General features: G+C 69.2%; 21 protein-coding genes. 14 read left to right on the forward strand and 7 right to left on the reverse strand.

Going from position 1 to position 26458, the window contains the following annotated elements; translation table 11 throughout:
* Positions 1-8 precede the first annotated feature (8 nt).
* From QFZ21_RS01785 to QFZ21_RS01800, 4 genes are read left to right on the forward strand one after another with little or no spacing between them, the layout of a single operon-like run.
* The gene (locus QFZ21_RS01785; RefSeq protein WP_307373830.1) at positions 9-998 is read left to right on the forward strand and encodes an NAD(P)-dependent oxidoreductase; all 990 of its coding nucleotides are present in this window, start codon (positions 9-11) and stop codon (positions 996-998) included.
* Positions 995-1792, forward strand: a complete 798-nt coding sequence (locus QFZ21_RS01790; RefSeq protein WP_307373832.1) for an MBL fold metallo-hydrolase — start codon at positions 995-997, stop codon at positions 1790-1792. The genes QFZ21_RS01785 and QFZ21_RS01790 overlap by 4 nt, the downstream gene beginning before the upstream one ends.
* On the forward strand, positions 1792-3093 hold the full coding sequence (locus QFZ21_RS01795; RefSeq protein ID WP_307373834.1) for a F390 synthetase-related protein: 1302 nt from the start codon (positions 1792-1794) through the stop codon (positions 3091-3093). Before QFZ21_RS01790 ends, QFZ21_RS01795 begins: the two co-directional genes overlap by 1 nt.
* Entirely contained in the window at positions 3080-4012 is a 933-nt protein-coding gene (locus QFZ21_RS01800) for a 3-oxoacyl-ACP synthase III family protein (protein WP_307373835.1), read from the forward strand. Before QFZ21_RS01795 ends, QFZ21_RS01800 begins: the two co-directional genes overlap by 14 nt.
* A 13-nt stretch (positions 4013-4025) precedes the next feature.
* Here the strand turns inward: QFZ21_RS01800 and QFZ21_RS01805 are convergent, their stop codons facing one another.
* Positions 4026-6467: a DNA topoisomerase (ATP-hydrolyzing) subunit A gene (locus tag QFZ21_RS01805; protein ID WP_307373837.1), complete on the reverse strand. Its 2442-nt coding sequence runs from the start codon at positions 6465-6467 to the stop codon at positions 4026-4028.
* Between the two features lie 44 nt (positions 6468-6511).
* Between QFZ21_RS01805 and QFZ21_RS01810 the strand changes: the two genes are divergently transcribed.
* Entirely contained in the window at positions 6512-7633 is a 1122-nt protein-coding gene (locus tag QFZ21_RS01810; RefSeq protein WP_307373839.1) for an alkaline phosphatase family protein, read from the forward strand.
* Positions 7634-7660: 27 nt separating this feature from the next.
* Here QFZ21_RS01810 and sepH read toward each other — a convergent pair whose 3' ends face one another.
* Entirely contained in the window at positions 7661-8713 is a 1053-nt protein-coding gene (gene sepH, locus QFZ21_RS01815; protein WP_307373841.1) for a septation protein SepH, read from the reverse strand.
* A gap of 199 nt (positions 8714-8912) precedes the next feature.
* Between sepH and QFZ21_RS01820 the strand changes: the two genes are divergently transcribed.
* Positions 8913-9206, forward strand: a complete 294-nt coding sequence (locus QFZ21_RS01820) for a DUF4193 domain-containing protein (RefSeq protein WP_167943181.1) — start codon at positions 8913-8915, stop codon at positions 9204-9206.
* An 81-nt stretch (positions 9207-9287) separates the two neighbouring features.
* Here the strand turns inward: QFZ21_RS01820 and QFZ21_RS01825 are convergent, their stop codons facing one another.
* Positions 9288-9758, reverse strand: coding sequence for a DUF3093 domain-containing protein (locus QFZ21_RS01825; RefSeq protein ID WP_307373843.1), 471 nt, complete (start codon positions 9756-9758; stop codon positions 9288-9290).
* 3 nt (positions 9759-9761) lie between these two features.
* Here QFZ21_RS01825 and dut point away from each other — a divergent pair, with 3 nt between their 5' ends.
* From dut to dxs, 5 genes are all read left to right on the forward strand, one after another.
* The gene (gene dut, locus QFZ21_RS01830) at positions 9762-10235 is read left to right on the forward strand and encodes a dUTP diphosphatase (protein ID WP_307373845.1); all 474 of its coding nucleotides are present in this window, start codon (positions 9762-9764) and stop codon (positions 10233-10235) included.
* Positions 10228-10815, forward strand: a complete 588-nt coding sequence (locus QFZ21_RS01835) for a DUF3710 domain-containing protein (RefSeq protein WP_307373847.1) — start codon at positions 10228-10230, stop codon at positions 10813-10815. The genes dut and QFZ21_RS01835 overlap by 8 nt, the downstream gene beginning before the upstream one ends.
* Positions 10812-11582 (forward strand): DUF3159 domain-containing protein, encoded by a 771-nt coding sequence (locus tag QFZ21_RS01840; protein ID WP_373425989.1) that lies wholly within the window; start codon positions 10812-10814, stop codon positions 11580-11582. The genes QFZ21_RS01835 and QFZ21_RS01840 overlap by 4 nt, the downstream gene beginning before the upstream one ends.
* Before the next feature lie 155 nt (positions 11583-11737).
* Complete coding sequence (locus tag QFZ21_RS01845) at positions 11738-14575, forward strand: aconitate hydratase (RefSeq protein ID WP_307373849.1); 2838 nt, start codon at positions 11738-11740, stop codon at positions 14573-14575.
* A 156-nt stretch (positions 14576-14731) separates the two neighbouring features.
* Entirely contained in the window at positions 14732-16672 is a 1941-nt protein-coding gene (gene dxs / locus QFZ21_RS01850; protein ID WP_307373851.1) for a 1-deoxy-D-xylulose-5-phosphate synthase, read from the forward strand.
* A gap of 39 nt (positions 16673-16711) precedes the next feature.
* Here the strand turns inward: dxs and QFZ21_RS01855 are convergent, their stop codons facing one another.
* Both QFZ21_RS01855 and QFZ21_RS01860 read right to left on the reverse strand, forming a co-directional pair.
* Entirely contained in the window at positions 16712-18181 is a 1470-nt protein-coding gene (locus QFZ21_RS01855; protein ID WP_307373853.1) for a glycerol-3-phosphate dehydrogenase/oxidase, read from the reverse strand.
* Entirely contained in the window at positions 18178-18750 is a 573-nt protein-coding gene (locus tag QFZ21_RS01860; RefSeq protein WP_307373855.1) for a TetR/AcrR family transcriptional regulator, read from the reverse strand. The genes QFZ21_RS01855 and QFZ21_RS01860 overlap by 4 nt, the downstream gene beginning before the upstream one ends.
* Before the next feature lie 53 nt (positions 18751-18803).
* On the opposite strand from QFZ21_RS01860, the gene QFZ21_RS01865 reads away from it, so the two are divergent.
* Genes QFZ21_RS01865 through QFZ21_RS01875 form a run of 3 tightly spaced genes read left to right on the forward strand, consistent with a single transcriptional unit; the run spans position 18804 to position 22972 of the window.
* Positions 18804-20438, forward strand: coding sequence for an FAD-binding oxidoreductase (locus QFZ21_RS01865; RefSeq protein ID WP_307373857.1), 1635 nt, complete (start codon positions 18804-18806; stop codon positions 20436-20438).
* A 1-nt stretch (position 20439) separates the two neighbouring features.
* Positions 20440-21357 (forward strand): diacylglycerol kinase family protein, encoded by a 918-nt coding sequence (locus QFZ21_RS01870; RefSeq protein ID WP_307373858.1) that lies wholly within the window; start codon positions 20440-20442, stop codon positions 21355-21357.
* Positions 21341-22972 carry an FAD-dependent oxidoreductase gene (locus QFZ21_RS01875; protein WP_307373860.1) on the forward strand — a complete coding sequence of 544 codons (1632 nt, stop codon included), beginning with the start codon at positions 21341-21343 and terminating at the stop codon, positions 22970-22972. Before QFZ21_RS01870 ends, QFZ21_RS01875 begins: the two co-directional genes overlap by 17 nt.
* 78 nt (positions 22973-23050) lie before the next feature.
* On the opposite strand, the gene QFZ21_RS01880 is transcribed toward QFZ21_RS01875, so the two are convergent.
* Both QFZ21_RS01880 and QFZ21_RS01885 read right to left on the reverse strand, forming a co-directional pair.
* Positions 23051-25192, reverse strand: a complete 2142-nt coding sequence (locus QFZ21_RS01880; protein ID WP_307373862.1) for a 3-hydroxyacyl-CoA dehydrogenase NAD-binding domain-containing protein — start codon at positions 25190-25192, stop codon at positions 23051-23053.
* Entirely contained in the window at positions 25192-26397 is a 1206-nt protein-coding gene (locus QFZ21_RS01885) for a thiolase family protein (protein ID WP_307373864.1), read from the reverse strand. The genes QFZ21_RS01880 and QFZ21_RS01885 overlap by 1 nt, the downstream gene beginning before the upstream one ends.
* Between the last annotated feature and the right edge of the window lie 61 nt (positions 26398-26458).

A 26458-nucleotide genomic window follows, 5' to 3' on the forward strand; every position in this document is an offset into this window, starting at 1 on the left:
TGAGGAGCATGTCCGGAGCCCGTGTGCTGGTGACGGGGGCGAGCGGGTTCCTCGGCGGCCATGTGGTGCGCGATCTCGACGCGCACGGCCACGAGGTGTTCGCCGCCGGTCGTAACGCCCCGGCCCTCGCCGCGGTCGCCGACGAGGAGCATCGCATCCGCGGCGATCTGAGGTCCCTGGCCTCCGCCGAGCTCTCCGTGGACGCGGTGATCCATTGCGCGGCGCTCTCGACCCCATGGGGGCCCTGGCGGGCCTTCCAGGAGGCGAATGTCGAGGGCACAGCGCGCGTCGTGGAGTTCGCCCGCCGGAACGGCGTGCGCCGGATCGTGCACGTGTCGTCTCCGAGCGTGTACGCCGCTCCCCGGGATCACCTGCTGATCCGCGAAGAGGAGGTCGACACGGACAACCGGCTCAACGGGTACATCCGCTCGAAGATCGCCGCCGAAGCGCTGCTGCAGGAGGCTCGTCGCACGGGGCAGATCTCTGAGCTCGTGATCCTGCGCCCGCGGGGTCTGATCGGCGTCGGCGACCCGAGCCTGATCCCCCGCCTGCTCGACGTGCATCGCCGGGTCGGCATCCCGCTGTTCGACGGCGGCGAGAACCTGATCGACGTCACCGCTGTCGAGAACGTCGCGACGGCGCTGCGGCTCGCGCTCGACGCGGGCGATCCGGCCGGCGGCGTGTACAACATCACCAACGACGACCCTCGATCGTTCCGTGCTCTGCTGACGACGCTGCTCGAGCTCCTCGGCGAGACGCCGCGGATGAGGCCGATGAACCGCCGGGCGGCGTGGGCGCTGGCGACGGCGCTGGAGGCGATCTGCCGTGTGACACCTGGCCGCCCTGAGCCTCCGCTCACTCGGTACACCCTCAGCACCATCGCCTACTCGCAGACCCTCGACATCTCCCGCGCGGAGGCAGAGCTCGGGTACCGGCCGCACGTCTCCCTCGACGGCGCGCTCGCCCGCGTCGCTGCGCACCTGCGAGCGGCAGCATGAGCGGGCGCCTGCGGCACTACGTGTGCGGAAGCACGAGCCATGATCTTGCGGCGATGTTCCGCGGCGGGGCGCACGAGGTGAGGCAGTTCCCGTCCGGCGTCTTCCTGTACGACGGAGCGGGCGGGCAGCGCGTGCTCTTCGACACCGGCTACGCGACGGGCGAATGGCGCACGGGCTGGCGCGGTGCCGTGTACCGCCGCCTGCTTCCGCCGACGGTCGCGCCGGACGATGACATCGCCCGACAGCTGCGGGAAGACGGCGTGGACCCGGCATCTGTCACGCACGTGGTGCTCTCGCATCTGCATCCGGATCACGTGGGCGGGGTCGCGCGTTTCCCCGAGGCGACGTTCGTGATGACATCGGGTCAGCAGCGGGCGTTGGCCGCGCCGCGGCTCCGAGCCGGCATCCTCACAGGTCTCCTTCCGTCGTGGTTCAGTGACGCGACGAAGATCGTGCTCGGCGAACGCGACTTCCGTCCGACCGCTGTCGGGGGCGTTCCGCTGTCGGCCGCCGACCTGTTCGGCGACGGCAGCTACCGGATCCTGGACCTCCCGGGGCATGCGGACGGCCACATCGGCGCCCTGGTCGATGGCCGTGTGCTGCTCGCGGGGGATGCGGGGTGGGGTCGGGACCTGCTGGGAGCGGCAGATGCTCTCCGGGCGATCCCTCGTGCGGTGCAGCACGACTACGCCGACTACACGCGGACGGCCGCGCACCTGCAGGCCGTGGCTGCCGGGGGCGTCCGCATCGTGTGCAGCCACGACCCCCTCGATGAGAAAGAGCTGCTGTCCTGATGTCCCGGGTGCGGATCTTGCGCGAGTTCGCCGCCGTGCGGTGGGGCCGGCCGCTGCGCTCACGCGCAGGGGTGGAGCGACGTCAGACGAGGCTGCTGCGACGACACCTCCGCTTCCTCCGCCGCCGGTCGCCGCATTTCCGCGAACTCCTGGACGCGCACCCGTTCGACGCGCTCCCACTCATGGACAAGAGCGTGATGATGCGTCGGTTCGACGAGATCAACACCGTCGGAGTGCACCGGGATGAAGCGCTGGCCCTGGCGATCGCCAACGAGCGCTCTCGGGACTTCGCGGCGGATCTCGGCGAGAACTCCGTCGGGCTCTCCAGCGGCACGAGCGGTCACCGCGGCCTGTTCATCGTGAGTCCGCAGGAGCGGGACGCGTGGGTCGGGACCGTGCTCGCGCGCACCCTGCCGCGCGGACGGCTGCTCGGACACCGCATCGCCCTGTTCCTGCGCGCCGACAACAGCCTCTATGAATCCGTCGGATCGCGCGCGGTGTCGTTCTCGTACTTCGACGTGCACACCGACATGACGGAGAACATCCGCCGGCTCGAGGCCTTCCGCCCCACGATCCTGGTGGCGCCGCCCTCGGTGCTCCGGCTGATCGCCCGTGCCGCCGAGGACGGAATCCTCCACACCCGCCCGCAGAAGGTCTACGCCGTCGCGGAAGTCCTCGAGCTGACTGACGAGCGCCGCATCGCCGCGGCGCTCGGCCAGGAGCGGTTGCATCAGCTGTACCAATGCACGGAAGGATTCCTCGCGCACACCTGCGAAGAGGGCGTGATCCATCTCAACGAGGACAGCGTGCTGTTCGAGCGCGAGCCGCTCGACGAGGAGCGGTTCACCCCGATCATCACCGATCTCCGGCGACGGGCTCAGCCGATCGTGCGTTACCGCCTCGGCGACGTGCTGCGCATCCGGGCGACGCCGTGCCCGTGCGGAAGCGCCCTGACGGCGATCGAGCGCATCGAGGGGCGGGAGGGCGACACGCTGCTGTTCCGCGGACTCGACGGTCGAGGCGTGCCGGTGTTCGCCGACGTGATGACCAGGGCCCTGCTGTATGCCGAGGGGTTCGACGAGTACCGGGTGGTGCAGACGCACGCGTCGCTGCTGAGGATCTCCCTGGATGTGCTCGATGATCAGACGACGGACAGCGTCACGCACGAGGTGCACGCGCTCGCCGATCGGCTGGGCTGCGAACGCCCGGAGATCGTCTTCGACGTGTTCGAGCGAGACGGTTCGGTGAAGCTGCGCCGAGTGGTGCGGACGTGGAGGGGGAACGCCGATGCGGAGCTGTGAGATCGTCGGATGGGGGAGTGTGCTGCCCCCGGACTCCGTCCGCTTCGAGGACCAGGTGCGCTACCGCATCGCGGAGGACGTGTCGCACCTCGACATGCTCGCGAGCGCCTGCACCCGCGCACTCGCCCACGCGGGCATCGACATCGATGACGTCGATCTCGTGCTGGGAGCATCCGCCGCGGGGATCCAGCCGATCCCGTGCACGGCCGCGCTGGTCCTGGAACGACTGACCCTCGCCGGCCACGCCGCCGCCTTCGACGTGAACTCGACCTGCACCAGCTTCATCACCGCGCTCGATGTGGCCTCTCGGTACCTCGATTCCGGGGATCACGACACCGTCCTCGTGTTCGCCGGCGACGTCGGGACGAGGTTCCTGAACCCCGCCCAGCCCGAGAGTTACGAGCTGTTCAGTGATGCCGCGGTGGCCATGGTCCTCCGACGCTCCGACGACTCCGACCGTGGGGTGATCGCCAGCGCGCAGCAGACCTGGCCGTCGTACGCGCACGACACCGAGATCCGGGGCGGTCTCTCGCGGTCGCCGGCGCAGCTCTACGCGCAGTCGGACCCCGGCGACTACCTGTTCGACATGAACGGACGGCGGGCACTGCTCGGAATGATGCGCGTGCTGCCCGACTTCTTCGCGCGCTTCCACGCGAAGAGCGGTCTCGCCTACGACGACGTCGCTCTCTGGGTGCCGCACCAGGCCTCGGCCGCGCTCGGACCGATGCTCGACCGCCTCGGGATTCCAGAGGACCGTCGCGTGGACGAGGTCGCGCGCTTCGGCAACATGGTGTCGGCATCCGTGCCGTTCATGCTGGCGCGCGCTCTCGAGTCCGGGCGGGTGGGAGCCGGCGACACGGTCATCCTCTGCGGCACGGCGGCGGGTCTCACCGCGAACATCCTCGCTCTTCGTCTGTGAGGCGCGGGAACGCTCAGACGATCGTGCGGCCGATGCTGCCGATCACCCCGTCGATCGGCTGACCGGATGCATCGCGCCGGGCGCCCGTCTCGGGAAGCTTGCGCACGGCGCCTGTCGGATCGACGGCCTGGGCAGGACTCGGTCCCACCCAGGCGACCGTGAGCCGGTCCTCGCCCTTCAGGAACGAGTGCGCACGCACGCCACCGGTCGCGCGGCCCTTCGCCGGGTACTCGGAGAAAGGCGTCACCTTGGCGCGCCCCGGGTCGGTGCCCGGCAGGATGCTGTCGCCGCCCGAGACGGTGGCCACGACGGCGTCCGTCCCCGGAGCCACCACTCCGAACGAGAGCACGGAGGCGCCCGCTCCGAGCTTGATCCCGGCCATGCCGCCCGCCGGTGCCCCCTGCGGACGAACCGCGGATGCCGGGAAGCGCAGCAGCTGCGCATCAGTCGTGACGAACACGAGCTCGGAGTCGTCCGGTGCGTCGGCGGCGCCGACCACCGTATCGCCGGGCTTCATGCCGATGACCTCGAGGTTCGGACGCACGGGTAGCGTCGTCGGCACGATGCGCTTCACCGTGCCCTGTGCCGTACCGAGCGCGATCGGCGTCTCGCTGTCGAAGCGCACGAAGCCGATGACCCGTTCCCCTCTGGTCGAGATGCCGAGATAGTCGCGCAGCGGGGTTCCTGCGGCCAGCTGCACGGACGTCGCCGGCACGGACGGCAGGTCGACGGGGGAGAAGCGCACGACGCGACCGGTGCTGGTCAGCGCACCGAGCTCGGCGCGAACTGTGGTCTCGACTGTCGTGAGGATCGCATCGTGCTTGCTCCGGCGAGCCGGAACAGCGAGTTCCTGGCCTTCGCCGAGGTCGACGCGCACGGCCCGTCCGGTCGTCGAGAGCACCAGCACGGTGGCGGCATCCGCGATCTGCAGGTCGACCCCGCCCTTGGCCGCGCGGGGCTTGGGCGGTGCGGCGTTCATGAGCATGGTGCGACGCGCGGTGCCGTAGGCGTCTGCGGCGGCGTCGAGCTCGCGAGCGACGACCGCGCGAAGCAGCACCGGACTCGCGAGGAGCTCCCGCAGGGAGGCGATCTCCGCGAGCAGCGCGTCCCGCTCGGTCTCGAGCTCGATGCGCGAGAACTTCGTCAGACGGCGCAGGCGCAGCTCGAGGATGTACTCCGCCTGCAGCTCACTCAGATCGAAGACCGAGCGCAGGCGCGTGCGTGCCTGCTCCGAGTCGTCGGACGAGCGGATGACCTGGATGACCTCGTCGATGTCCAGGATGGCGATGAGGAGGCCTTCGACGAGGTGCAGGCGCTCCTCCCGACGGGCGAGCCGGTAGCGGCTGCGGCGGGTGATGACCTCGAGGCGGTGCCCGACGTAGACGCTGAGCATCTCCTTGAGGCCGAGGGTGCGGGGCTGCCCCTCGACGAGCGCGACGTTGTTGATGCTGAAGGAGTCCTCCAGCGGCGTCAGCCGGTACAGCTGCTCGAGCACCGCGTTCGGGTCGAAACCGGTCTTGATGCCGATCGCCACCCGCAGGCCGTGGTTGCGGTCGGTGAGGTCGGTGACGTCGCTGATGCCCTGCAGCTTCTTGGACTGCACCGCGTCGCGGATCTTCTCGATCAGCCGCTCCGGACCGACCATGTACGGCAGCTCGGAGACGACGATGCCGGTGCGGCGCGGCCCGAGCGGCTCGATGGAGATCTTGCCGCGCACCTTGAGGGCGCCGCGTCCGTTCGTGTACGCGTCCTTCACGCCGTCCAGGCCCATCAGGATGCCGCCGGAGGGGAAGTCAGGGCCGGGGACGAACTCCATCAGGTCTTCGGTGGTCGCGTCGGGGTTCTCGAGCAGGTGGGTCGCTGCCGCGACGACCTCGATCAGGTTGTGCGGCGCCATGTTGGTCGCCATGCCCACGGCGATGCCGCTGGCGCCGTTGACCAGGAGGTTCGGGAAGGCTGCGGGAAGGACGGCCGGCTGCTGGAACTGCCCGTCGTAGTTCGGGATGAAGTCGACGACGTCCTCATCGAGGTTCTCGGTGAGAGCGAGTGCCGCGCCTGCCAGCCGTGCTTCGGTGTAGCGAGCGGCGGCCGGACCGTCGTCGAGCGAGCCGAAGTTTCCGTGGCCGTCGACGAGCGGCACGCGGAGGGCGAAGTCCTGCGAGAGGCGCACCAGGGCGTCGTAGATCGCGGAATCGCCGTGCGGGTGCAGCTTGCCCATGACCTCGCCGACGACGCGGGCGCTCTTGACGTGACCACGGTCCGGGCGGAGACCCATCTCCGCCATCTGGTAGAGGATGCGGCGCTGCACCGGCTTGAGTCCGTCGCGGGCATCCGGGAGTGCGCGCGAGTAGATCACCGAGTAGGCGTACTCGAGGAACGAGCCCTGCATCTCGCTTCCGAGGTCGATGTCCTGGATGCGTTCCTCGACGGGCTCGGGCGGCGGGGTCTTCGGCATGGACTTCCTGGGGGCGTGAAGGAGCCTGTGTCAGACTGGCTCGGATGTCCCTCATGCTACCGTCCGAGTCGGCTACCGCCCGGAGCGTCGTCGGGGTGGCGGCTGACCTGTTCGCTGCGCTCCGCGGCGAATCGGCGGTGCTCCCGCGCGCGGAGTCGGTCGTGCTCGTCGTCATCGACGGTCTGGGGGCGATCAGTCTGCGCGCCCATGCCGGGCACGCCCGTGCGCTCACCGGCGGGATGACCAAACGCGATGTCGCGCACTCGGTCTTCCCTTCCACGACGGCCGCCGCGCTCACCAGCATCGTCACCGGTGTCTGGCCGGGTGAGCACGGTCTGATCGGCTACCGTGTCCTCGATCCCGAGCGGGATGTCCTGGTGAACCAGCTGAGCGGCTGGGAGTCCGACGGGCTGGACCCGTTCACCTGGCAGCCGGTGCCGACGATCTTCGAGCGCGCGGCCGAGCACGGGCACCGCAGCTTCGCCGTGGGCATCGCCGCATATGCGACGAGCGGATTCACCCGGGCGACCCTGCGCGGCGCCGAGTTCGTCGCCGCGACGACACCGGCGGAACGGGTCGCAGCGGCCTATGATCTCGCGCAACGTCACCCGGGATCCTTGGTCTACTGCTACCTGCCGGAGGTCGACAAGGCCGGGCACAAGCACGGCATCGACTCGCCGGAATGGGTGGCGGCTCTCGAGGGCGTCGATGCGGCGCTCTCGGTTCGCACGCCTCCGGGCGTCGGAGTGCTGGTCACGTCGGACCACGGGATGGTCGACGTTCCCGCGAGCCGTCAGATCGTCCTCGAAGAGGAACACCTCGCGGGCATCCGCCATGTGGGCGGTGAGCCGCGGATGCTGCACCTGTATCTCGCGCCCGATGCGGAAGCCGATGCCGTGGTCGCCCGCGTGCGCGCCGACCTGGAGGGCGCGGCCGACGTCATCACGCGCGATGAGGCGATCGGTCGCGGGTTCTTCGGTCCGACGGTCACCCCCGTTGCGGCGTCGCGCATGGGCGACATGCTCGCGGTCTCCCGAGGTGCCTGGGCGGTGTACGACGGCACGGCGCCGGACCAGCGGGGACGAGGCATGGTCGGGCAGCACGGCGCTCTCACACCGGAAGAGCGTCAGGTGCCGGTGATCAGGCTCGGAGCCTTCGCCCGCTGACCTTCGTGACGCGCGGAGGGCGGGGGATCACTCGTCGGTGCGTGCTCCGAAGACGATCTCGTCCCAGGAGGGCATCGCGTTGCGGCGACGCCGGCGCGAGTTGCTGTCGGCCGAGTCGGAGGGCGTGGCCCGCGGAGCAGGCTCGGGGGAGTCGGGTTCGTCGTCTTCCGGCTGGTCGAAGGCGTCGAACAGCGAGATCGGACTCTGCTCGATCTGGTCGACGTGATCGGGATCATCGATCAGCGGGGCGGTCTCGCGCTGCCCGCGCCGTCGGCGGAGTGCCTCGAGCAAGTCGGCCGTCTCTGGACTGGTCGTCTGCGATTCGGGGGCGCGGTTGATCGCGGCGGCCTGGGCAGCGGCATCCGATCGCTCCGGCAGCGCCGGGTCCTCGACATCGGCGTCCGGGGCCGGGAGCAGACGGGGCCCGAAGGCGCCGGAGTCGAATCTGCTCTCGTCCTTGTACGGCGACGTCGTGCGCTCCTGGTCGACGGCCCGCAGACGCGGGATGAGACCCTCGGGAAGCGAGCCCTGACGGGAGAGCTGGGTGGCGTCGGAGTTCAGCGGCGCAAGGGCGCTGCGGCGCGGATCGAAGCTCCACCGTGCGTCGTGCTCGACGTCGTTGGCGGTGAACTCCAGCTTCACGATCCAGCCGGTGTCCTCCTTCCAGCTCGCCCAGCGCTCGGCGGATGCCGCGACCTCGGCCAGCTTGTCGCGGACGGCAGCGCCGAACGTCGGCTGCGCGTCGGGTTCGACCTCGCTGCCGATCAGAACCGGGACGGCGAGCGCCTGGCCGATGATGTGCTCGCGCTCGGCGAGGACGGGACCCTCGAAGCGGGAGACGTCCTCGACGCTGATGCCGAGCAGCTCGGACACCTCCACTGCGGTCAGGCCGGCACGGATCTGCGCCTGGATGTCGCGCGGGCTGGCGGCGAGGCGCTGACCGGCAGGCTCGCCCTGGCGGGTGGCGCGACGGATCTCGCGCTGCAGCATGTCGTCGATGGGCAGCGCGAACCGCTCGCCCGACTCGGTCGCGAGTACGAGGACTCCTGCTTCTGTGCCGACGATGGTGACGTTTTCCATGCGAATTGCCCCTCTGATGGGTGTGAGTTCATGGTGTCACGCGACCGGCCTCACACCCGGGAATACTCTGGGCGTGCCGTCAGTTTGCTCTGTCGCATGGACCGGCATTTGCTTATTGCGTTCGGGTCATGCAAACTATGGCCGCCGATTACCCGACGGCACGCCACCCACTCGCACCATGAAAGTGGAGATTCACCGCATGGCCACCGATTACGACGCTCCCCGTAAGAGTGAAGACGACTCAGAGTCGATCGAAGCCCTCAAGGAGCGTGTGCCGGACAAACTCTCCGGTTCCAGCGGGGACGAAGACGCCGACAACCCGTCGAGCTTCGACCTCCCGGGTGCTGACCTTTCCGACCTCGAGCTCGACGTCGTCGTGCTGCCAGCGCAGCAGGACGAATTCACGTGCATGAGCTGCTTCCTCGTGAAGCACCGCTCGCAGCTCGACCACGAAGGCGCATCCGGACCCATCTGCAAGGAGTGCGCTGCCTAGCAGTCCTCCGACGAGACCCACGCGCCCCCGACCAGCATGGTCAGGGGCGCGCTGTCGTCTCCGGGTGCGGGTTGTGCGGCGTCAGTGTGCGGCGCGGATCGCGGCCGCAAGGCGGTCCGGCGTCCGGGTCGATATCGTCCAGCTCACGACCGGGTCGTCCTGGTCGGTGTTCGGAACCACCACGATCCCGTCGATGCCGCCGCGGATGAGATGCCAGCCCCGCGCCGGCAGACCGGGACCGCGGGCCTGGCGGGCATCGTCGCCGGTCAGCGCCACGGGCTCGCCCAGGAACCGGACGTCGATGTGCGCACGGCCCGCGCGGAGCGTCGACTCCTCGACCGAGACCACCGGTGTCGCCACGATGAAGCCTGCGACGAGGAGAGCCGACACAGCCGCACCGACGACCAGCGCCACGGTCGCGCCGACGGGCACGAAGATCAGCGACACCATGGGTCCGGCGAGCGCGACGGTGACGAGCAGCGGCAAGCCGGGGGCGAGTCGCTCGCGGTAACGCGGACGTGCGTCCGTGGCGGGGTTCTGCATTAGCCTCATGGGGTGACCGATTCCGTTGATGTCCCCATTATCGCCGCTGTGGTCCCCGGCTACGCCCATCCGGGTGACGCCGGAGCCGACCTCGTCGCGGCGGAGGCGGTGCACCTGGAGCCGGGCGACCGGGCTCTGGTGGCGACCGGGGTGCGCATCGCGCTGCCCGACGGCTATGCGGCGTTCGTGGTGCCGCGGAGCGGACTCGCGGCCAAGCACGGCATCTCGATCGTGAACTCCCCGGGAACGGTCGACGCCGGGTACCGCGGCGAGATCAAGGTGAGCCTGATCAACACCGATACCCGCAGCGCGTACGATGTGGCGGTCGGCGATCGCATCGCGCAGCTGATCATCATGCCCGTGACGCGAGCCACGTTCATCCCGGTCGACGAGCTGCCGGACAGCGTCCGCGGCGCCGGCGGATTCGGATCCACCGGGTACCAGGCAGGGCTCCACAAGAACGAAGCAGGACAGGCCAATGACTGACAACAACGAGACACCCTCGAAGCCGGCGCCCGTCAACCGCGCCACCGACGGTCCGTTCGACGACTCCGAGGCGAACCCGGTCCGCCCGTACATCGACCTGGGCGGCATCAAGATCCTCCCGCGCGAAGGGCTGAATCTGCGCCTCGAGGTCGAGGAGCAGTCCAAGCGCATCGTCGCCGTCGGTCTCGACTACGCCGACTCGTCGCTGCAGGTGCAGCCGTTCGCCGCCCCGCGTTCCGGCGGCCTGTGGGACGAGACGCGCGTGCAACTCCGCGACCAGGTCAAGGCGCAGGGCGGACGGGTCGAGGAGCGCGACGGCGCTCTCGGCAAGGAGCTCCTCGCCGAGGTGCCGGCGACCGCGAACGAGGGTTCCGGCCTGCGACTGGCTCGATTCATCGGCATCGACGGCCCGCGGTGGTTCCTCCGCGGAGTGATCGGTGGGGCCGGCGCCTCCGACCCGGAGGCCGCAGCGAAGGTCGAGGACCTGTTCCGCTCCATCGTGGTCGTCCGCGGCGGCGCTCCCATGCCCCCGCGCGACCTGATCCCCCTGAAGATGCCGGCGACGCCGGGATCGGCGTGAGCGCGCCCGAGCCTGGCGCGGAGCGCCGGCCGGGAGCAGAGCCCGACCGGGTCGAGGAGCGCGAGCAGAGTGCGTCCGACATCCTCGGCGCAGCGCTCGGCGGCGCCGCTCGCCGCGCGGGCCTCGACCCTGCAGAGAGCTCGACCACGCACAAGGTGGTCTGGTCGGCCATCGGCGGATGGCGCGGCATCCTGGAATCCGTATTGCCGAGCCTCGCCTTCGTGGTGCTCTACACGATCAAGCCGGAACCGCTCATCCTCGCCCTCGGGGTCTCCGTGGGCCTCGCGGCACTGTTCACGATCGCGCGCCTCGTGCAGAAGTCCCCTCCGTCCGCGGCGCTCGGCGGACTCATCGCGGCCGCGGCCGCGGCCGGGCTCGCACTGTGGACCGGTCGCGGGCAGGACAACTTCGTCCCCGGACTGATCACGAATGCCGCCTACGGCACCGCGATCCTCGTCTCGGCGCTGATCGGCTGGTCGCTCATCGGGCTCGCCGCCGGCTTCCTGATGGGGGAGGGCACTGCGTGGCGCAACGATCGCCGCAAGCGCCGCGCCTTCTTCTGGCTCGGCATCGCGTGGTCTGCGCTGTTCTTCGCGCGTCTCGCCGTGCAGCTGCCGCTGTATCTGACCGAGCAGGTCACGGCACTCGGCACCCTGAAGCTCATCATGGGCCTGCCGCTGTTCGCGCCGTTGATCGCCGTCACCTGGCTGGTCGTGCGCGCGCTGTATCCCCGCGCGCCGCAGGAGGACGAAGCAGTCCAGGCGTGATAGATTTTATCTTGACATCAAGATAAATTGCAGGCTTTCGCCCGCGACCTGTGAAGAGCAGACTGAGTTAGGTCCGCCTTGCTGGCAGCAAGGGCTCGCTGGCGAGCAAGATGGAGGCGCCTGTCGCTCCCATCCGAATAGAAGGAGACGGATCCGTGTCCACGGTGAACAGCTTCGGTGCCAAGAGCACCCTGACGGTCGGCAGCACCGACTACGAGATCTTCCGCATCGACACGGTGCCCGGTTTCGACAAGCTCCCGTTCAGCCTCAAGGTGCTCCTGGAGAACCTCCTCCGCACGGAGGACGGCGCGAACGTGACGAAGGCGCAGATCGAAGCGCTGGGTTCGTGGGATGCCGCGGCCGAGCCGAACACCGAGATCCAGTTCACGCCGGCCCGCGTCGTGATGCAGGACTTCACCGGCGTGCCCTGCATCGTCGACCTCGCCACCATGCGCGAGGCCGTCACCGCGCTCGGCGGCGACGCGAACAAGATCAACCCGCTCTCGCCGGCCGAGATGGTCATCGACCACTCGGTCATCGCCGACCTGTTCGGCTCGGAGAACGCCCTCGAGCGCAACGTCGAGATCGAGTACGAGCGCAACGGCGAGCGCTACCAGTTCCTCCGCTGGGGCCAGACGGCGTTCAGCGACTTCAAGGTCGTTCCGCCCGGCACCGGCATCGTCCACCAGGTGAACATCGAGCACCTGGCCAAGGTCATCTACGACCGTGACGTCGACGGCGTGCTGCGCGCCTACCCCGACACCTGCGTCGGCACCGACTCCCACACCACGATGGTCAACGGCCTCGGCGTGCTGGGCTGGGGCGTCGGCGGCATCGAGGCCGAGGCCGCGATGCTCGGCCAGCCCGTGTCGATGCTCATCCCGCGCGTCGTCGGTTTCAAGCTCAGCGGCGAGATCCCCGCCGGCGTCACCGCGACCGACGTCGTGCTCACGATCACCGAGCAGCTGCGCCAGCACGGCGTGGTCGGCAAGTTCGTCGAGTTCTACGGCGAGGGCGTCGCCTCCGTCCCGCTCGCCAACCGCGCCACCATCGGCAACATGTCGCCGGAATTCGGCTCGACGGCCGCCATCTTCCCGATCGACGACGTGACCCTCGACTACCTGCGCCTCACCGGCCGCAGCGAAGAAGCCGTCGCCCTCGTCGAGGCCTACGCCAAGACGCAGAAGCTGTGGCACGACGCGTCGGTGGAGCCCACTTTCAGCGAGTACCTCGAGCTCGACCTCGGCACCGTCGTGCCGTCGATCGCCGGCCCGAAGCGCCCGCAGGACCGCATCCTCCTCTCCGAGGCGAAGTCGCAGTTCGAGCAGGACATCCTCTCCTACGCCTCCGCGTCGACCTCCGACTCGGTGGTCGACCTGGAGTCGAAGCACTCGTTCCCGGCATCCGACCCCGGTTCGGTCCCCGGCGAGGAGGAGCCGACCACGACCCGCCCTGTGCACATCAACAGCGGTGCACCGGCGAACGCCTCGAAGCCCGTGCCCGTCACGACGCCGTCGGGGGAGAAGTACATCCTCGACAACGGCGCCGTCACGCTCGCCGCGATCACGTCGTGCACCAACACGTCGAACCCCTCGGTGATGATCGCCGCCGGGCTCGTCGCCCGCAAGGCGCTCGAGAAGGGCCTGAAGCAGAAGCCGTGGGTCAAGACCACGCTCGGACCGGGTTCGAAGGTCGTCACGGACTACTACGAGAAGTCCGGGCTGGACAAGGACCTCGAGGGTCTCGGCTTCTACACGGTCGGCTACGGCTGCACGATCTGCATCGGAAACTCCGGTCCGCTGATCGAAGAGGTCTCCGAGGCGATCAACTCGCACGACCTGGCCGTCACGGCCGTCCTCTCGGGAAACCGCAACTTCGAGGGCCGCATCAGCCCCGACGTCAAGATGAACTACCTCGCCAGCCCGCCGCTGGTGATCGCCTACGCTCTCGCGGGCTCGATGCACTTCGACTTCGAGAACGACGCGCTCGGCAAGGGCACCGACGGTGAAGACGTCTTCCTGCGGGACATCTGGCCGACGCCGGCCGAGGTGCAGGAGCTCGTCGACTCGTCGATCTCCCGCGAGCAGTTCATCAAGCAGTACGCGACGGTGTTCGACGGCGACGAGCGCTGGCGGAGCCTTCCCACCCCGGATGACGCGATCTTCCAGTGGGACGAGAACTCCACCTACGTGCGTAAGGCGCCGTACTTCGACGGCATGACCATGGAGCTGACCCCGGTCAGTGACATCCAGGGTGCACGCGTGATGGCGACGCTCGGCGACTCGGTCACCACCGACCACATCTCGCCGGCCGGAAACATCAAGACCGGCACGCCCGCCGCCGAGTACCTCACCGCGCACGGTGTCGACCGCAAGGACTTCAACTCCTTCGGCTCGCGTCGAGGCAACCACGAGGTCATGATCCGCGGAACGTTCGCGAACATCCGCCTCAAGAACGCGATGGTGTCGGCGGTCAACGACGGCCAGGTCGTCGAAGGCGGGTTCACCCGCGACTTCACGCAGCCCGGCGGCCCGCAGTCGTACATCTACGACGCGAGCATGAACTACCAGGAGCAGGGCACGCCGCTCGTCATCTTCGGTGGCAAGGAATACGGTTCCGGCTCGTCGCGCGACTGGGCGGCCAAGGGCACCAGCCTCCTGGGCGTCAAGGCGGTCATCACCGAGAGCTTCGAGCGCATCCACCGCTCCAACCTCATCGGAATGGGCGTCGTCCCGCTGCAGTTCCCCGCCGGGGAGAGCTGGGAGTCGCTGGGCCTCGACGGCACCGAGATCGTCTCGATCACGGGCCTCGAAGAGCTGAACAACGGCGTCACGCCGAAGACGGTCAAGGTCACCGCGACCCCGAGCGAGCACTCGCCCGAGGGCAAGCAGCCGGTGGAGTTCGACGCGGTCGTCCGCATCGACACCCCCGGTGAGGCGGATTACTACCGCAACGGCGGCATCCTGCAGTACGTGCTGCGTTCGCTCGTCTGATCGCTCGACCGGAGGGGCTCGGATCTCTGGATCCGAGCCCCTTCCGCGTGTCAAGGCCCCGTCGCTCACCGAGCTTTGCCGGGTGGGCGAGGTAGGATCGGGAGGACCGCCCGGCGCTTTCCCGGACGCCCTGACGGAGCCTGTGAGGAGGTGCAGATGCCCATTCTTCCGAGCATCTCAGGACCCCGTGATCTGGACGCACTGTCCATCGAACAGCTCGGCGAGCTGGCCGCGGAGATCCGCGCATTCCTCGTCGAGAACGTGTCGCGCACCGGTGGCCACCTCGGCCCGAACCTCGGCGTCGTCGAATTGACGATCGCGCTGCACCGCGTGTTCCAGTCGCCGGACGACCCCTTCATCTTCGACACCGGGCACCAGTCGTATGTGCACAAGCTGCTGACGGGCCGACAGGACTTCTCCGGGCTGCGGCTGCGCGGCGGACTGGCCGGGTACCCGCAGCGCTCGGAGAGCGCCCACGACGTCGTCGAGTCCTCCCATGCCTCGAGCTCGCTGAGCTGGGCGGACGGCGTCTCGCGCGCGCTCACCGCGACCGGTCGGGCCGACCGGCACGTCGTCGCCGTCGTGGGCGACGGGTCGCTGACCGGTGGGATGACCTGGGAAGCCCTGAACAACATCTCCGACGACAACGATCGCAACCTGGTCATCGTCGTGAACGACAACGGTCGTTCCTACGCGCCGACCATCGGCGGCATGTCGCGGTATCTGAACCGGGTGCGCACGGCCGCGACCTATAAGGATCTCCACCGCAAGTCCGACCGCCTGTTCCGCGCGTTCGGCCCGGTCGGACGTGCGGTGTTCCGCGGCGTACGGGGCGGCACGCACGGATTCCTGTCGCGCTTCACGAACAACGAGGCGCTGTATTCCAATCTCGACATCAAGTACCTCGGTCCGGTGGATGGACACGACCTGCCGATGCTGCTCGAGACCCTGGAGCTGGCGAAGTCGTACGGCGCCCCGGTCATCGTGCACGCCATCACCGAGAAGGGACGCGGCTACCAGCCCGCCCGCGACGACGAGGCCGACCAGTTCCATGCCGTCGGACGCATAGATCCCCTCACCGGTGAGGGACTGACCGCCGGTGGTCGCGGATGGACGGATGTCTTCTCCGAGTCGCTCGTCTCGATCGGCGAGCGTCGCAACGACGTGATCGCCATCACGGCGGCCATGCTGCGCCCCACCGGTCTCGCGCCGTTCGCCGAGCGCTTCCCCGACCGCGTGTACGACGTCGGCATCGCCGAGCAGCACGCGGTGACCGCCGCTGCCGGACTGGCCTTCGGCGGACTGCATCCTGTCGTTGCGCTCTATGCCACCTTCATGGGCCGGGCGTTCGACCAGGTGCTGATGGACGTCGCCCTGCATCGTGCCGGCGTCACCTTCGTCCTCGATCGTGCGGGCGTGACCGGTCCGGACGGGCCGAGTCATCACGGCATGTGGGACCTGGCGATGCTGCAGATCGTGCCGCACATCCGCATCGCCGCCCCTCGTGACGGTGCTCGCCTGACCGAGGCTCTCGAAGAGGCGGTGGAGGTCGACGACGCGCCGACGGTCATCCGCTTCCCGAAGGGTGATCTCGCCGTCGACCTGCCCGCGATAGACCGGCTGGACGACGGTGTCGACGTGCTGGCGCGCGGCGAGTCGGAAGACGTGCTGATCGTCGCGATCGGTCCATTCGCCGCCCTCGCCATGGACGTCGCCGAGCGCCTGCGTGCCCAGGGGATCGGAGCGACCGTGATCGATCCTCGCTGGGCGATCCCGGTGCAGCCCTCGGTTGTGAGCCTCGCTGCCCAGCATCGGCTCGTGATCACCTTGGAGGACGGGATCCGGGTCGGCGGGATCGGTACGCGGGTGCGTCAGGTGCTCCGCGAAGCAGGCATCGACACGGCCGTCGACGAACTCGGGCTTCCCGACGAGTTCATCGACCATGCCTCGCGAGACCAGATCCTGACGGATGCCGGCCTCACCCCGTCGAAGATCGCACAGGACATCGTCTCGCAGGTGCTCGGCACTCGGATCCCCGTGGCCCGTCATGCCGGTGAGACCGGAGCGATCGATCTGCCGCTGCACGAGCGTCGCTGAGGGGAGCCCGTCGCGGCTGCCCACGGCGGGCGTTCCGATTCAGTCGAACTCTGCGAGAGTCTGCGTCACGATCCGGTCGATTGCGCCGCGGCACCGGTCACCGTCCGCTTCGATGAGACCGATCCGTGTGCGCCGCTCGAGCACGTCATCCGTCGTCATCGCCCCCTCTGCGCGCACCGCGAACTCGATCTCCGCCCGGGTGACGGCGACGCCCTGCGCGATACCGGCATCCGGTTCCTCGACGGTGGCACGCCCGAGGACGTCGTCCTCGACCAGCCGCAGACTCGCCGACCTGCTCGGTGGGGCGTCGAGCCCGCGAATCCGCGCCGCGAAGTCGACCGCATCCTCCGCCATCCGCCGATATGTCGTGAGCTTTCCGCCGAGGACGTTGACGAACCCTCCCTCCGACACGGCGACGAGGTGCCGGCGCGACACGTCTGCCGTGGCGCCCTCGCCGCTGTCGACCAGGGGGCGGAGCCCGGCGAACGTCCCGCGGACCTGTTCCCGTCGGATCGGCGTGGCCACGACCCGGTTCAGGGTAGCGAGGAGGAAGGCGATCTCGGCCTCGGTGGCCTCGGCGATCCGAGGAATCGGTCCGGGAGCGTCCTCATCGGTGAGCCCCACGATGACTCGTCCCAGACGCTGGGGGAGCGCGAAGACGTACCGGCTGATCGATCCTTCGTGGGGGATGGTCAACGCCGCCGGGGGATGACCGAGATCGGCGGCGTCCAGCACGATATGCGTGCCGCGACTCGGACGCATGGCGATCGCGTCGTCGAGGGTCCCTGCCCAGACTCCCGTCGCATTGATCACGCTGCGCGCGCGGATGCGGAACCGCTCGCCGGTGAGCGCGTCGAACGCATCGGCCCCATCGGCGCTCAGACGCTCGGCGCGCACGCGCGTCAAGATGCGAGCGCCCTGCGCCGCGGCGGTTCGAGCCACGGTGACGACGAGGCGCGCGTCGTCGATCAGCTGGCCGTCGTACGACAGCATCCCTCCGTGCAGACCCCGCGGGTCGAGCGCCGGGAAAAGTCGTGTGGCCGTGCGCGCCGTCACAGGGCGCGGGGCGGGCAGCACGGAGCGCGGCGTCCGTGCCTGCATACGGAGCAGGTCGCCCAGCGCCATGCCGACCCCACCCGCTGCCCTCTGACGCCAGGTCAAACCCGGACGGAACGGCAGCAGCTGAGCGAGCGGACGGATCAGATGCGGGGCGATCCTCGTCATGAGGAGATGGCGCTCGACAGCGCTCTCGCGTGCGGTCGCCACGTCGCCGGTCGCCAGGTAGCGGAGGCCGCCGTGCACGAGCTTCGAGCTGAACCGACTCGTGCCGAACGCCAGGTCTTCGGCCTCGATCAGGGTGACGGACAGGCCCCGGGACGCCGCATCCAGGGCCACACCGGCGCCGGTGATCCCGCCGCCGATCACGAGCACATCGGTCGTGTCGGCGGCGGACTGTTGCAGTTCCCGACGCCGTCGCGACGGATCGAGGTCGCTCGACGGCGGGGTCATACGCGCAGGTGGCCGTCGAGCGCGGCGCGGAGCTCGCGCTCCCACGCGTCGTCATCGATGAGGTCGGCGACGGTTCCCTGCGACAGCACCGCGGACTGAGCGATGAGCAGCAGCATCACGGCGATCTCCTGCGGGGCGCCTCGGCGCACGGAGCCGTCTTCCTGGGCCGCGCCGATGGCGGAGGCGAGCCATTGCAGGATCATCCGCTGGCTCGACCCGACCCGCTGCAGCGTGTAGCGCGTGAACGCCTCGGGTTCGTCGGCGAGCAGGGGACCGAACACCGCATCGTCGCGGAACAGGGCCGTGAATGTCATCACATCGTCCACGAGGGCCGACCGTGAACGTGCCGGCGAGGGGAACTGGTCGATCACCCCGACGACCCGACGCAGCAGTGCGGAGCGGACCACGTCGTCGGCATCGTTCCAGCTGCGGTAGATCGTCGGTCGGCTGAGACCGGAGCGGCGCGCCAGCTCAGCGATCGACACGCCGTGGACGCCTCGCCGCTGGATGAGGACGTCGGCAGCATCCAGGATCCGCTCCTGGGGCGGATCCCACCGGGGGCGCTGCATCTCCCACTCGGTCGCTGGTTGACGTTCTTTCATAATGTGTCACACTGTAACCCATGACGGCGGAGAACGGCAGCGGTGCCGCAGCGGATTCGATGAGATGGAACGGCTGGGGCGATCCCGCCCGCGCCCGCGACCTCCCTCTTCCGGTACGGTCCCTTCTGCCGCTCCTGTTGGGGCGCTTACGGCGCCCGGCGCCTTCGATCGGCCTCGATGAGGTGCTCGTGGCGCCGAGCGCCCTGACTGCCGATGATGTCGCCGCGCTGGGCTCCGCAGTAGGGCGCGAGTACGTCGATACATCGCATGAGGCCCGCATCCGCCACGCCGGTGGTCGCTCGACCTCCGACCTCCTCAGACGACGCGAGCGGGAGCAGCTCGTCCCGGATGCGGTCCTGCGGCCGGGGACGCACGACGAAGTGCAGGCGTGTCTCGCCGCAGCGACGGACCGCGGCATCGCCGTGATCCCGTTCGGCGGCGGCACGAGCGTGGTGGGCGCGCTCGATCCTGAGCGCGGGAGGCACCGCGCCGTGGTCAGCCTGGATCTCCGTCGACTCACCGGGCTCATCGGGTTCGATGCGGTCAGCGGAGAGGCGGTGCTCGCGGCGGGCACGACCGGACCGGAAGCGGAGGCACTGTTGTCCGCGCACGGATTCGAGCTGGGCCACTATCCGCAGAGCTTCCGCTACGCGACCATCGGCGGGTTCGCCGCCGCGCGTTCGTCCGGGCAGAACTCCGCCGGCTACGGACGGTTCGACACGATGGTGACCGGGCTGCGCGTCGCGACCCCCACCGGCGACATCGACCTCGGACGCGCGCCGGGCTCAGCGGCCGGCCCTGACCTCGTGCGGGTGTTCCTCGGATCGGAGGGGATCTTCGGCGTCATCACCGCGGTCCGGGTGCGGGTGCACCCGATTCCTCAAGACCGCGTACTGGAGTCCTGGTCGTTCCCGGACTTCGCTGCGGGCGCGGAGGGACTGCGCCGGGTCGCTCAGAGCGGCGGCGGGCCGACCGTGATCCGGTTGTCCGACGAGGCGGAGACCGCCGTCAGCCTCGCTCAGCTGGGCAAGGTCGGCAAGGCGCTGCGCCAGGGGGCGAGCGTCGTGACCGTGTACGAGGGCGAGGGCATCGCCGAGCGGCGGGCCGCCACCGCTGCTCTGCTCGCGGCCGCCGGGGGAACCTCGGCCGGCCAGGGCGCGGCCGAGGACTGGCTGCACGGGCGCTTCGACGGACCGTACCTGCGTGACTCCCTGCTCGACGCGGGTGTCTTCTGCGAGACGCTCGAGACGGCGACCACGTGGGCCGACCTGCAGAATCTTCGTTCGGCGGTGGAGACTGCTCTGCGCGCTGGATTCGCTGCTGCCGGGGCGAGGTCCTCCGTGATGTGCCATGTCTCCCACATCTACCCGACGGGTGCGTCGCTGTACTTCACCGTGCTCTCCGGCATCCGCGTGGATCCGCTCGCCACCTGGGCGGGAGTGAAGGCAGGCGTGAACGACGCGATCCTGGCGGCCGGCGGTACCATCAGTCACCACCATGCGGTGGGGCGAGACCACGCTCCCTGGCTCGCTCACGAGATCGGGGAGACCGGCATCCGCATCCTCACCGCCATCAAGCGCGAACTCGACCCCCACGGCATCATGAACCCCGGCGCGATCATCCCCGCGGATGCCGTACCCGCGAAGGCCGGCTGAGGTGGGACATATCGCGCTGCTGTCGAATCCGCTCGCCGGCAAGGGGCGCGGTCGCTCGGCGACGGAACAGGCTCTCGCGCACCTGCGTGCGAGCGGCGCCGACGTGCGGCTCTACTCCGGCGATTCCGCCGAGGCGACCAGGAGACTCGCTGAGCGAGCACTCGCCGAGAGCCCCGACGTGTTCGTGGTGATCGGAGGCGATGGCACGCTCTCCGGCATCCTCGAGGCGGTCTGCGCGGCATCCGTACCCGTCGCGCTCGTGGCCGCGGGCACGGGCAACGACCTCGCTCGCGCCCTCGATCTTCCGCGGCATGACGTCGCCGCCGCGGCCGAACTCGCACTCAGCGGCACCCCCCGAAGGATCGACGTCGGCGAGGTGCGCACTCCCGACCGCGCCGCGCCCTTCCTGACTGTCGCGGCCCTGGGTTTCGATGCCAAGGTCAGTGACCGCACGAACAGGTTGCGCTGGCCGCACGGCGCTCTGCGGTACTACCTGGCGCTGGTCATCGAACTCGTCCGGCTCCGGCCGCTGAGCTTCACCGTCAGGGCTGATGGGGAACACCCCGTGACCTTTCTCGGCACGCTCGTGGCCGTGGGCAACACCGCGAGCTACGGCGGCGGGATGCCGGTGTGCGTCGGAGCATCGCCGGACGACGGGATGCTGGATCTCGTGCAGGTCTCGCGCGTCGGACGTCTGCGGCTGCTCCGACTCTTCCCACTTCTCCTGACCGGTCGCCACCTCTCACGCCGCGAGGTGACTCATCGACGAGCGCGCACGGTGACCGTGAGCGCACCGGGACTGGTCGTGTATGCGGATGGCGAGCGCCTCGGAGAGGACGAGTGCACCATCTCGGTGCGGGCTGCGGCTCTGACCGTGATGGTCCCGTCGGAGAGGGCCGCGCATGACCGTCTTCGATGAGGACGTCGTCGTCGTCGGCTCGGGGTTCGGCGGCTCCGTCGCGGCTCTGCGTCTGACTGAGAAGGGCTACCGAGTGCGTGTGCTCGAGGCGGGGCGACGCTTCGAGGACGAGGACTTCGCGAAGACCAGCTGGAACGTGCGTCGCTATCTCTGGGCTCCGGCCTTCGGATGCTTCGGGATCCAGCGCATCCATCGTCTGCCGCATGTGATGATCCTCGCGGGAGCCGGTGTGGGAGGTGGCTCGCTCAACTACGCCAACACGCTCTATCAGCCGGGTGCCGCGTTCTTCGCGGACCGGCAGTGGGCACGGATCGCCGAGTGGGAATCGGAGCTCGCGCCCCACTACGCCACGGCGAAGCGGATGCTCGGGGTCGTCGAGCACTACCCCCACAGCGGACCGGTGGAGCGGATCATGGCGGGCGCCGCCGACGACCTCGGCGTCGGTGCCACCTTCCGGCACGCGCCCGTCGGCGTCTGGTTCGGGAAACCGGGGGAGCGGACCGCCGATCCGTTCTTCGGGGGAGAGGGCCCGGAGCGCACCGGCTGCACCCTCTGCGGGAACTGCATGGTCGGATGCCGCGTCGGCGCGAAGAACACCCTGATGAAGAACTATCTCGCCCTCGCGGAACGCCGCGGCGCGGTCATCGAGCCGATGCGCACGGTGACGGAGGTGCGTGAGCTCGAGCGCGGCGGCTTCGCCGTCACGACGCAGCGCAGCGGCGCCTGGGTGCGGCACGACCGGCGCACCGTCACGGCGGGGCAGGTGGTGCTCGCCGCCGGCACCTGGGGCACACAGCAGCTTCTGCACCGGATGCGGCGCTCCGGTGCGCTCCCGCATATCTCGGATGCCGTCGGGCGGCTCACCCGCACCAACTCCGAGGCCCTCGACGGCGCCGTCGCGACGAAGGTGCCTACGTCTCTGCAGCTGGCTCGAGGAGTGGCGATCACCACCTCGTTCCACGTGGACGAGCGCACGCACGTCGAGAACGTCCGCTACGGACCGGGGTCGAACCTGATGGGCGCACTCGCGACGGTGATGGTGCGCGGCGAAGGCTCGCTCACCCGTCGCCTCGGCGGCGTGATCGGACGCGCTCTGCGGTCGCCGATCCGCCAGTTCCGCCTGGGTTCGCTGCGGCGGTGGAGCGAACGCGGCATCATCGCCCTGGTCATGCAGACGGCGGACAACTCACTCACCCTGTCGCTGAGGCGACGTCTCGGTCGTCTGGTCATGACGAGCGAGCAGGGTCACGGCGAGCCGAACCCGAGCCACCTTCCGCAGGCGCATGCGGCAGCCGCGGCGATCGCGGCGCGGATCCGCAGCGAGGGCGGCGTGGACGCGGAGGCCCGCGGATCCTGGCCGGAGGTGTTCGGAATCCCGCTCACGGCGCACTTCCTCGGCGGGGCCGTGATCTCCGAGACGCGGGAGAGCGGCGTGATCGACGCCTACCACCGGGTGTGGGGCCACTCCGGACTGCATGTCGTCGACGGCGCCGCCGTTCCTGCGAACCCCGGGGTGAATCCGTCGCTGACGATCACCGCTCTCGCCGAGCGGGCGCTGTCGCATTGGCCCCGCCATGGCGAGGAGGACACGAGACCGTCGCAGTCGGCGACGTGACCTCGGCGTCGGCGGACGACGAAGCGCCCCACGGATCCGCGAGAATCCGGTGGGGCGCTTCGCCTTGCGATCAGCCGGTCAGCGGCTCTCGATGCCGCGGATCTGCGGCGTGTGGAACGATCCGCCGAAGGCGCGCTCCGACGCTCCCTCACGATCGAGGTACGGCGAGGCGCCGCCGTCGATGAACGGCCAGCCGGCCCCGAGGATGAGGCAGAGGTCGATGTCCTCGACCTCGGGAACGACGCCCTCGTCGAGCATCAGCTTGATCTCCGTCGCCAGACCGTCCTGCACTCGCTGCAGGATGGTGGCGGCGGATGCCGGTGCCTTGCCGACCGCGGGCTTCAGCAGCTTCTCGGCTTGCTTCGTCCAGCCGGTGACCCGGCCACCCTTGTCCGTCTCCACGACCGCGTCCAGCTCGGCGAGAGCGTGGAAGTTCTCGTTCGCGTAGAAGCGGTCGGGGAACGCATGCACCATCGTGTCCTGCACGTGGGCGGCGACCTTCCACCCGACCAGGTCGATCAGCTGGAACGGTCCCATCGGGAGGCCGAGCGGACCGAACGCCTTCTCGACATCGGCGATCGGGGTGCCCTCGTAGACGGCGCGAGCGGCTTCGCCCATGACCTTGGCGAGCAGCCGATTCACGACGAATCCGGGGGCGTCGGCGGTGAGCACCGCGTTCTTCCCCAGGTTCCTCGCGACGACGAACGCTGTCGACAGCGCGGCATCCGCCGTGGTCGGCGTCTTCACGATCTCGATCAGCGGCATCACCGCGACCGGGTTGAAGAAGTGGAAGCCGACGAGCCGCTCGGGGTGTGCGAGCTTCGAGCCGATCTCCTCGACCGACAGCGAAGAGGTGTTGGTCGCGAGGATCGCGTCTTCGGCGACGATCTTCTCGATCTCACCGAACACCTGCTGCTTGACGCCGACCTCCTCGAACACGGCCTCGATCACGAAGTCGCAGTCGGCATAGAGGCTCTTGTCCGTGGTGCCGGTGACGAGCGCGCGCAGCCTGTTCGCGGCGTCGGAGTCGAGACGCCCCTTGGCCTCGAGCTTGCCGATCTCCTCGTGGATGTATGCCACGCCCTTGTCGACGCGCGCCTGGTCGAGGTCGGTGATGAGCACGGGCACCTGCAGCTTGCGCACGAACAGGAGGGCGAACTGGCTCGCCATGAGGCCCGCACCGATGATGCCGACCTTGGTGACCTTCTTCGCCAGCTCCTTGTCGGGCGCGCCGACGGGACGCTTCGCGCGCTTCTGCACGAGATCGAACGCATACATGGAGGCGGCGAACTGGTCGCCCGTGACGAGTTCGGCCAGAGCCTCGTCCTCGCGCGCGAAGCCCTCCGCCTTGGTGCCGCTCTTCGCCTTGTCGAGCAGGTCGAGTGCGGCGTACGGCGACTTCGGGACGGTGCCGATCTTCGACTCCAGCATGCCGCGCGCCATCTTGATGGCGATCGGCCACTTCGTCAGGCGTTCGATCTTGCCCGGCTCGTTCTTGCGCTCGACCTTCTTGCCGCCGAGGACCGCGTCGGCCCAGGCCAGCGAGTTCTCGAGGTACGTGGCAGCGGGGAAGATCGCGTCGAAGATCCCGAGGTCGAACGCCTGCTGGGGCTTCAGCATCCGGTTCTGCTTGAGCGGGTTCGAGATGACGACCTCGAGGGCGTTCTCGATGCCGATCAGGTTCGGCAGCAGGTAGGCGCCGCCCCATCCCGGAATGATGCCGAGGAAGACCTCGGGAAGAGCGACCGCGGCGGCCGACGCATCGACCGTCCGGTACGAGGAGTTCAGTGCGATCTCGAGCCCGCCCCCGAGTGCGAGCCCATTCACGAAGGCGAAGGACGGCACGCCCAGATCGCCGAGCTTCGTGAAGACCTTGTGCCCCAGCTGCGCGATCAACCGTGCGTTGTCGCGTGAGCCGACCTTGCTGATGTCGGAGAGATCGGCGCCGGCGGCCATGATGTACTGCTTGCCGGTGATGCCGACGGCCTGGATCTCACCCGAGGCTGCGCGTGCACGCAGACCGTCGAGGGTCTCGCCCAGTTCGGTGAGCGTGGCCGGGCCCAGAGTGTTGGGTCGGTTGTGATCGCGTCCGTTGTCGAGCGTGATCAGGGCCAGGACCTTGCCGGAGGCGAGTCGGATGTCGCGCACCGGGGAGTGCGTGATGACCTCTCCCTCGGTGAGTGCCTGAATGGGCGAGAAGTCGATGTCGTCGTAGCTCACTACTTCCTCTTCTTTCCGTCGAAGTGCGGGTTCTCCCAGATGACGGAACCGCCCTGCCCCAGGCCGACGCACATCGCTGTCAGGCCGTAGCGGACGTCGGGGCGCTCGGCGAACTGCGCCGCGAGCTGGATCATCAGGCGAACACCGGATGCCGCCAGCGGGTGGCCGACCGCGATCGCGCCGCCCCACTGGTTGACCCGGGGGTCGTCGTCCGCGATGCCGAAGTGATCGAGAAGCGAGATCACCTGGATGGCGAAGGCCTCGTTCAACTCGAACAGGCCGATGTCGGAGATGTCGAGTCCGGCCTTCTTCAGCGCCTTCTCCGTGGACGGGATCGGTCCGATGCCCATGATCTCCGGCTGCACACCGGCGAACGCGAACGAGACCATGCGCATCTTCGGCGCCAGGCCCAGCTCCTTCACCGCACCGCCACCGGCGAGCAGCGACATGGTCGCGCCGTCGGTGAGGGGGGACGAGGTGCCGGCGGTCACGCGACCGTGCGGACGGAACGGCGTCTTCAGTGCGGCGAGATCCTCCATCGTCGTCTGCGGGCGACGACCCTCGTCCTCGGTGGCGAGGCCCCAGGCGCCGTCGGCGCCCTTGATGGCGACCGGCACCAGATCGGGCTGGATCTTTCCCGCATCGTAGGCCGCCTGCACCTTGTGCTGGCTCAGCATGCCGTAGCGGTCGGAGCGCTCCTTGGTGAGGTGCGGGAACCGGTCGAAGATGCGCTCGGCGGTGACGCCCATGTTGAGGGCACCGGGATCGACCATCTTCTCGGCGACGAAGCGCGGGTTCGGGTCGGCGTTGCCGCCGATCGGGTGGTGTCCCATGTGCTCGACGCCACCGGCGAGGGCGAGGTCGTACATTCCGACGCCGATCGAGGCGCCCATGGTGGTGACGCTGGTCATCGCACCGGCGCACATGCGCTCGACGGCGAGTCCGGGAACGGTCTGCGGGAGCCCGGCGAGGATCGCCACGGAGCGCCCGAGGGTGAGGCCCTGGTCTCCGGTCTGGCTCGTCGCCGCGATCGCGACATCGTCGATGCGGTCGGCCGGCACGGCCGCGTTCCGCTCCATCAGGCCGATGGTCGCCTTGACGGCGAGGTCATCCGCGCGGGTGTTCCAGTACTGGCCTTTTTCGCCGGCGCGCCCGAAGGGGGTGCGCACTCCATCGACGAAGAAGACGTCCGAGATCTCGGCCACTCTGCCTCCAAGTTTGTGCGGTCGCCTCAGTCTATGAAGCCGCAGAAACCGGGAAGAATCG

The organism is Microbacterium sp. W4I20 (genome assembly GCF_030816505.1).
GTDB lineage: Bacteria > Actinomycetota > Actinomycetes > Actinomycetales > Microbacteriaceae > Microbacterium.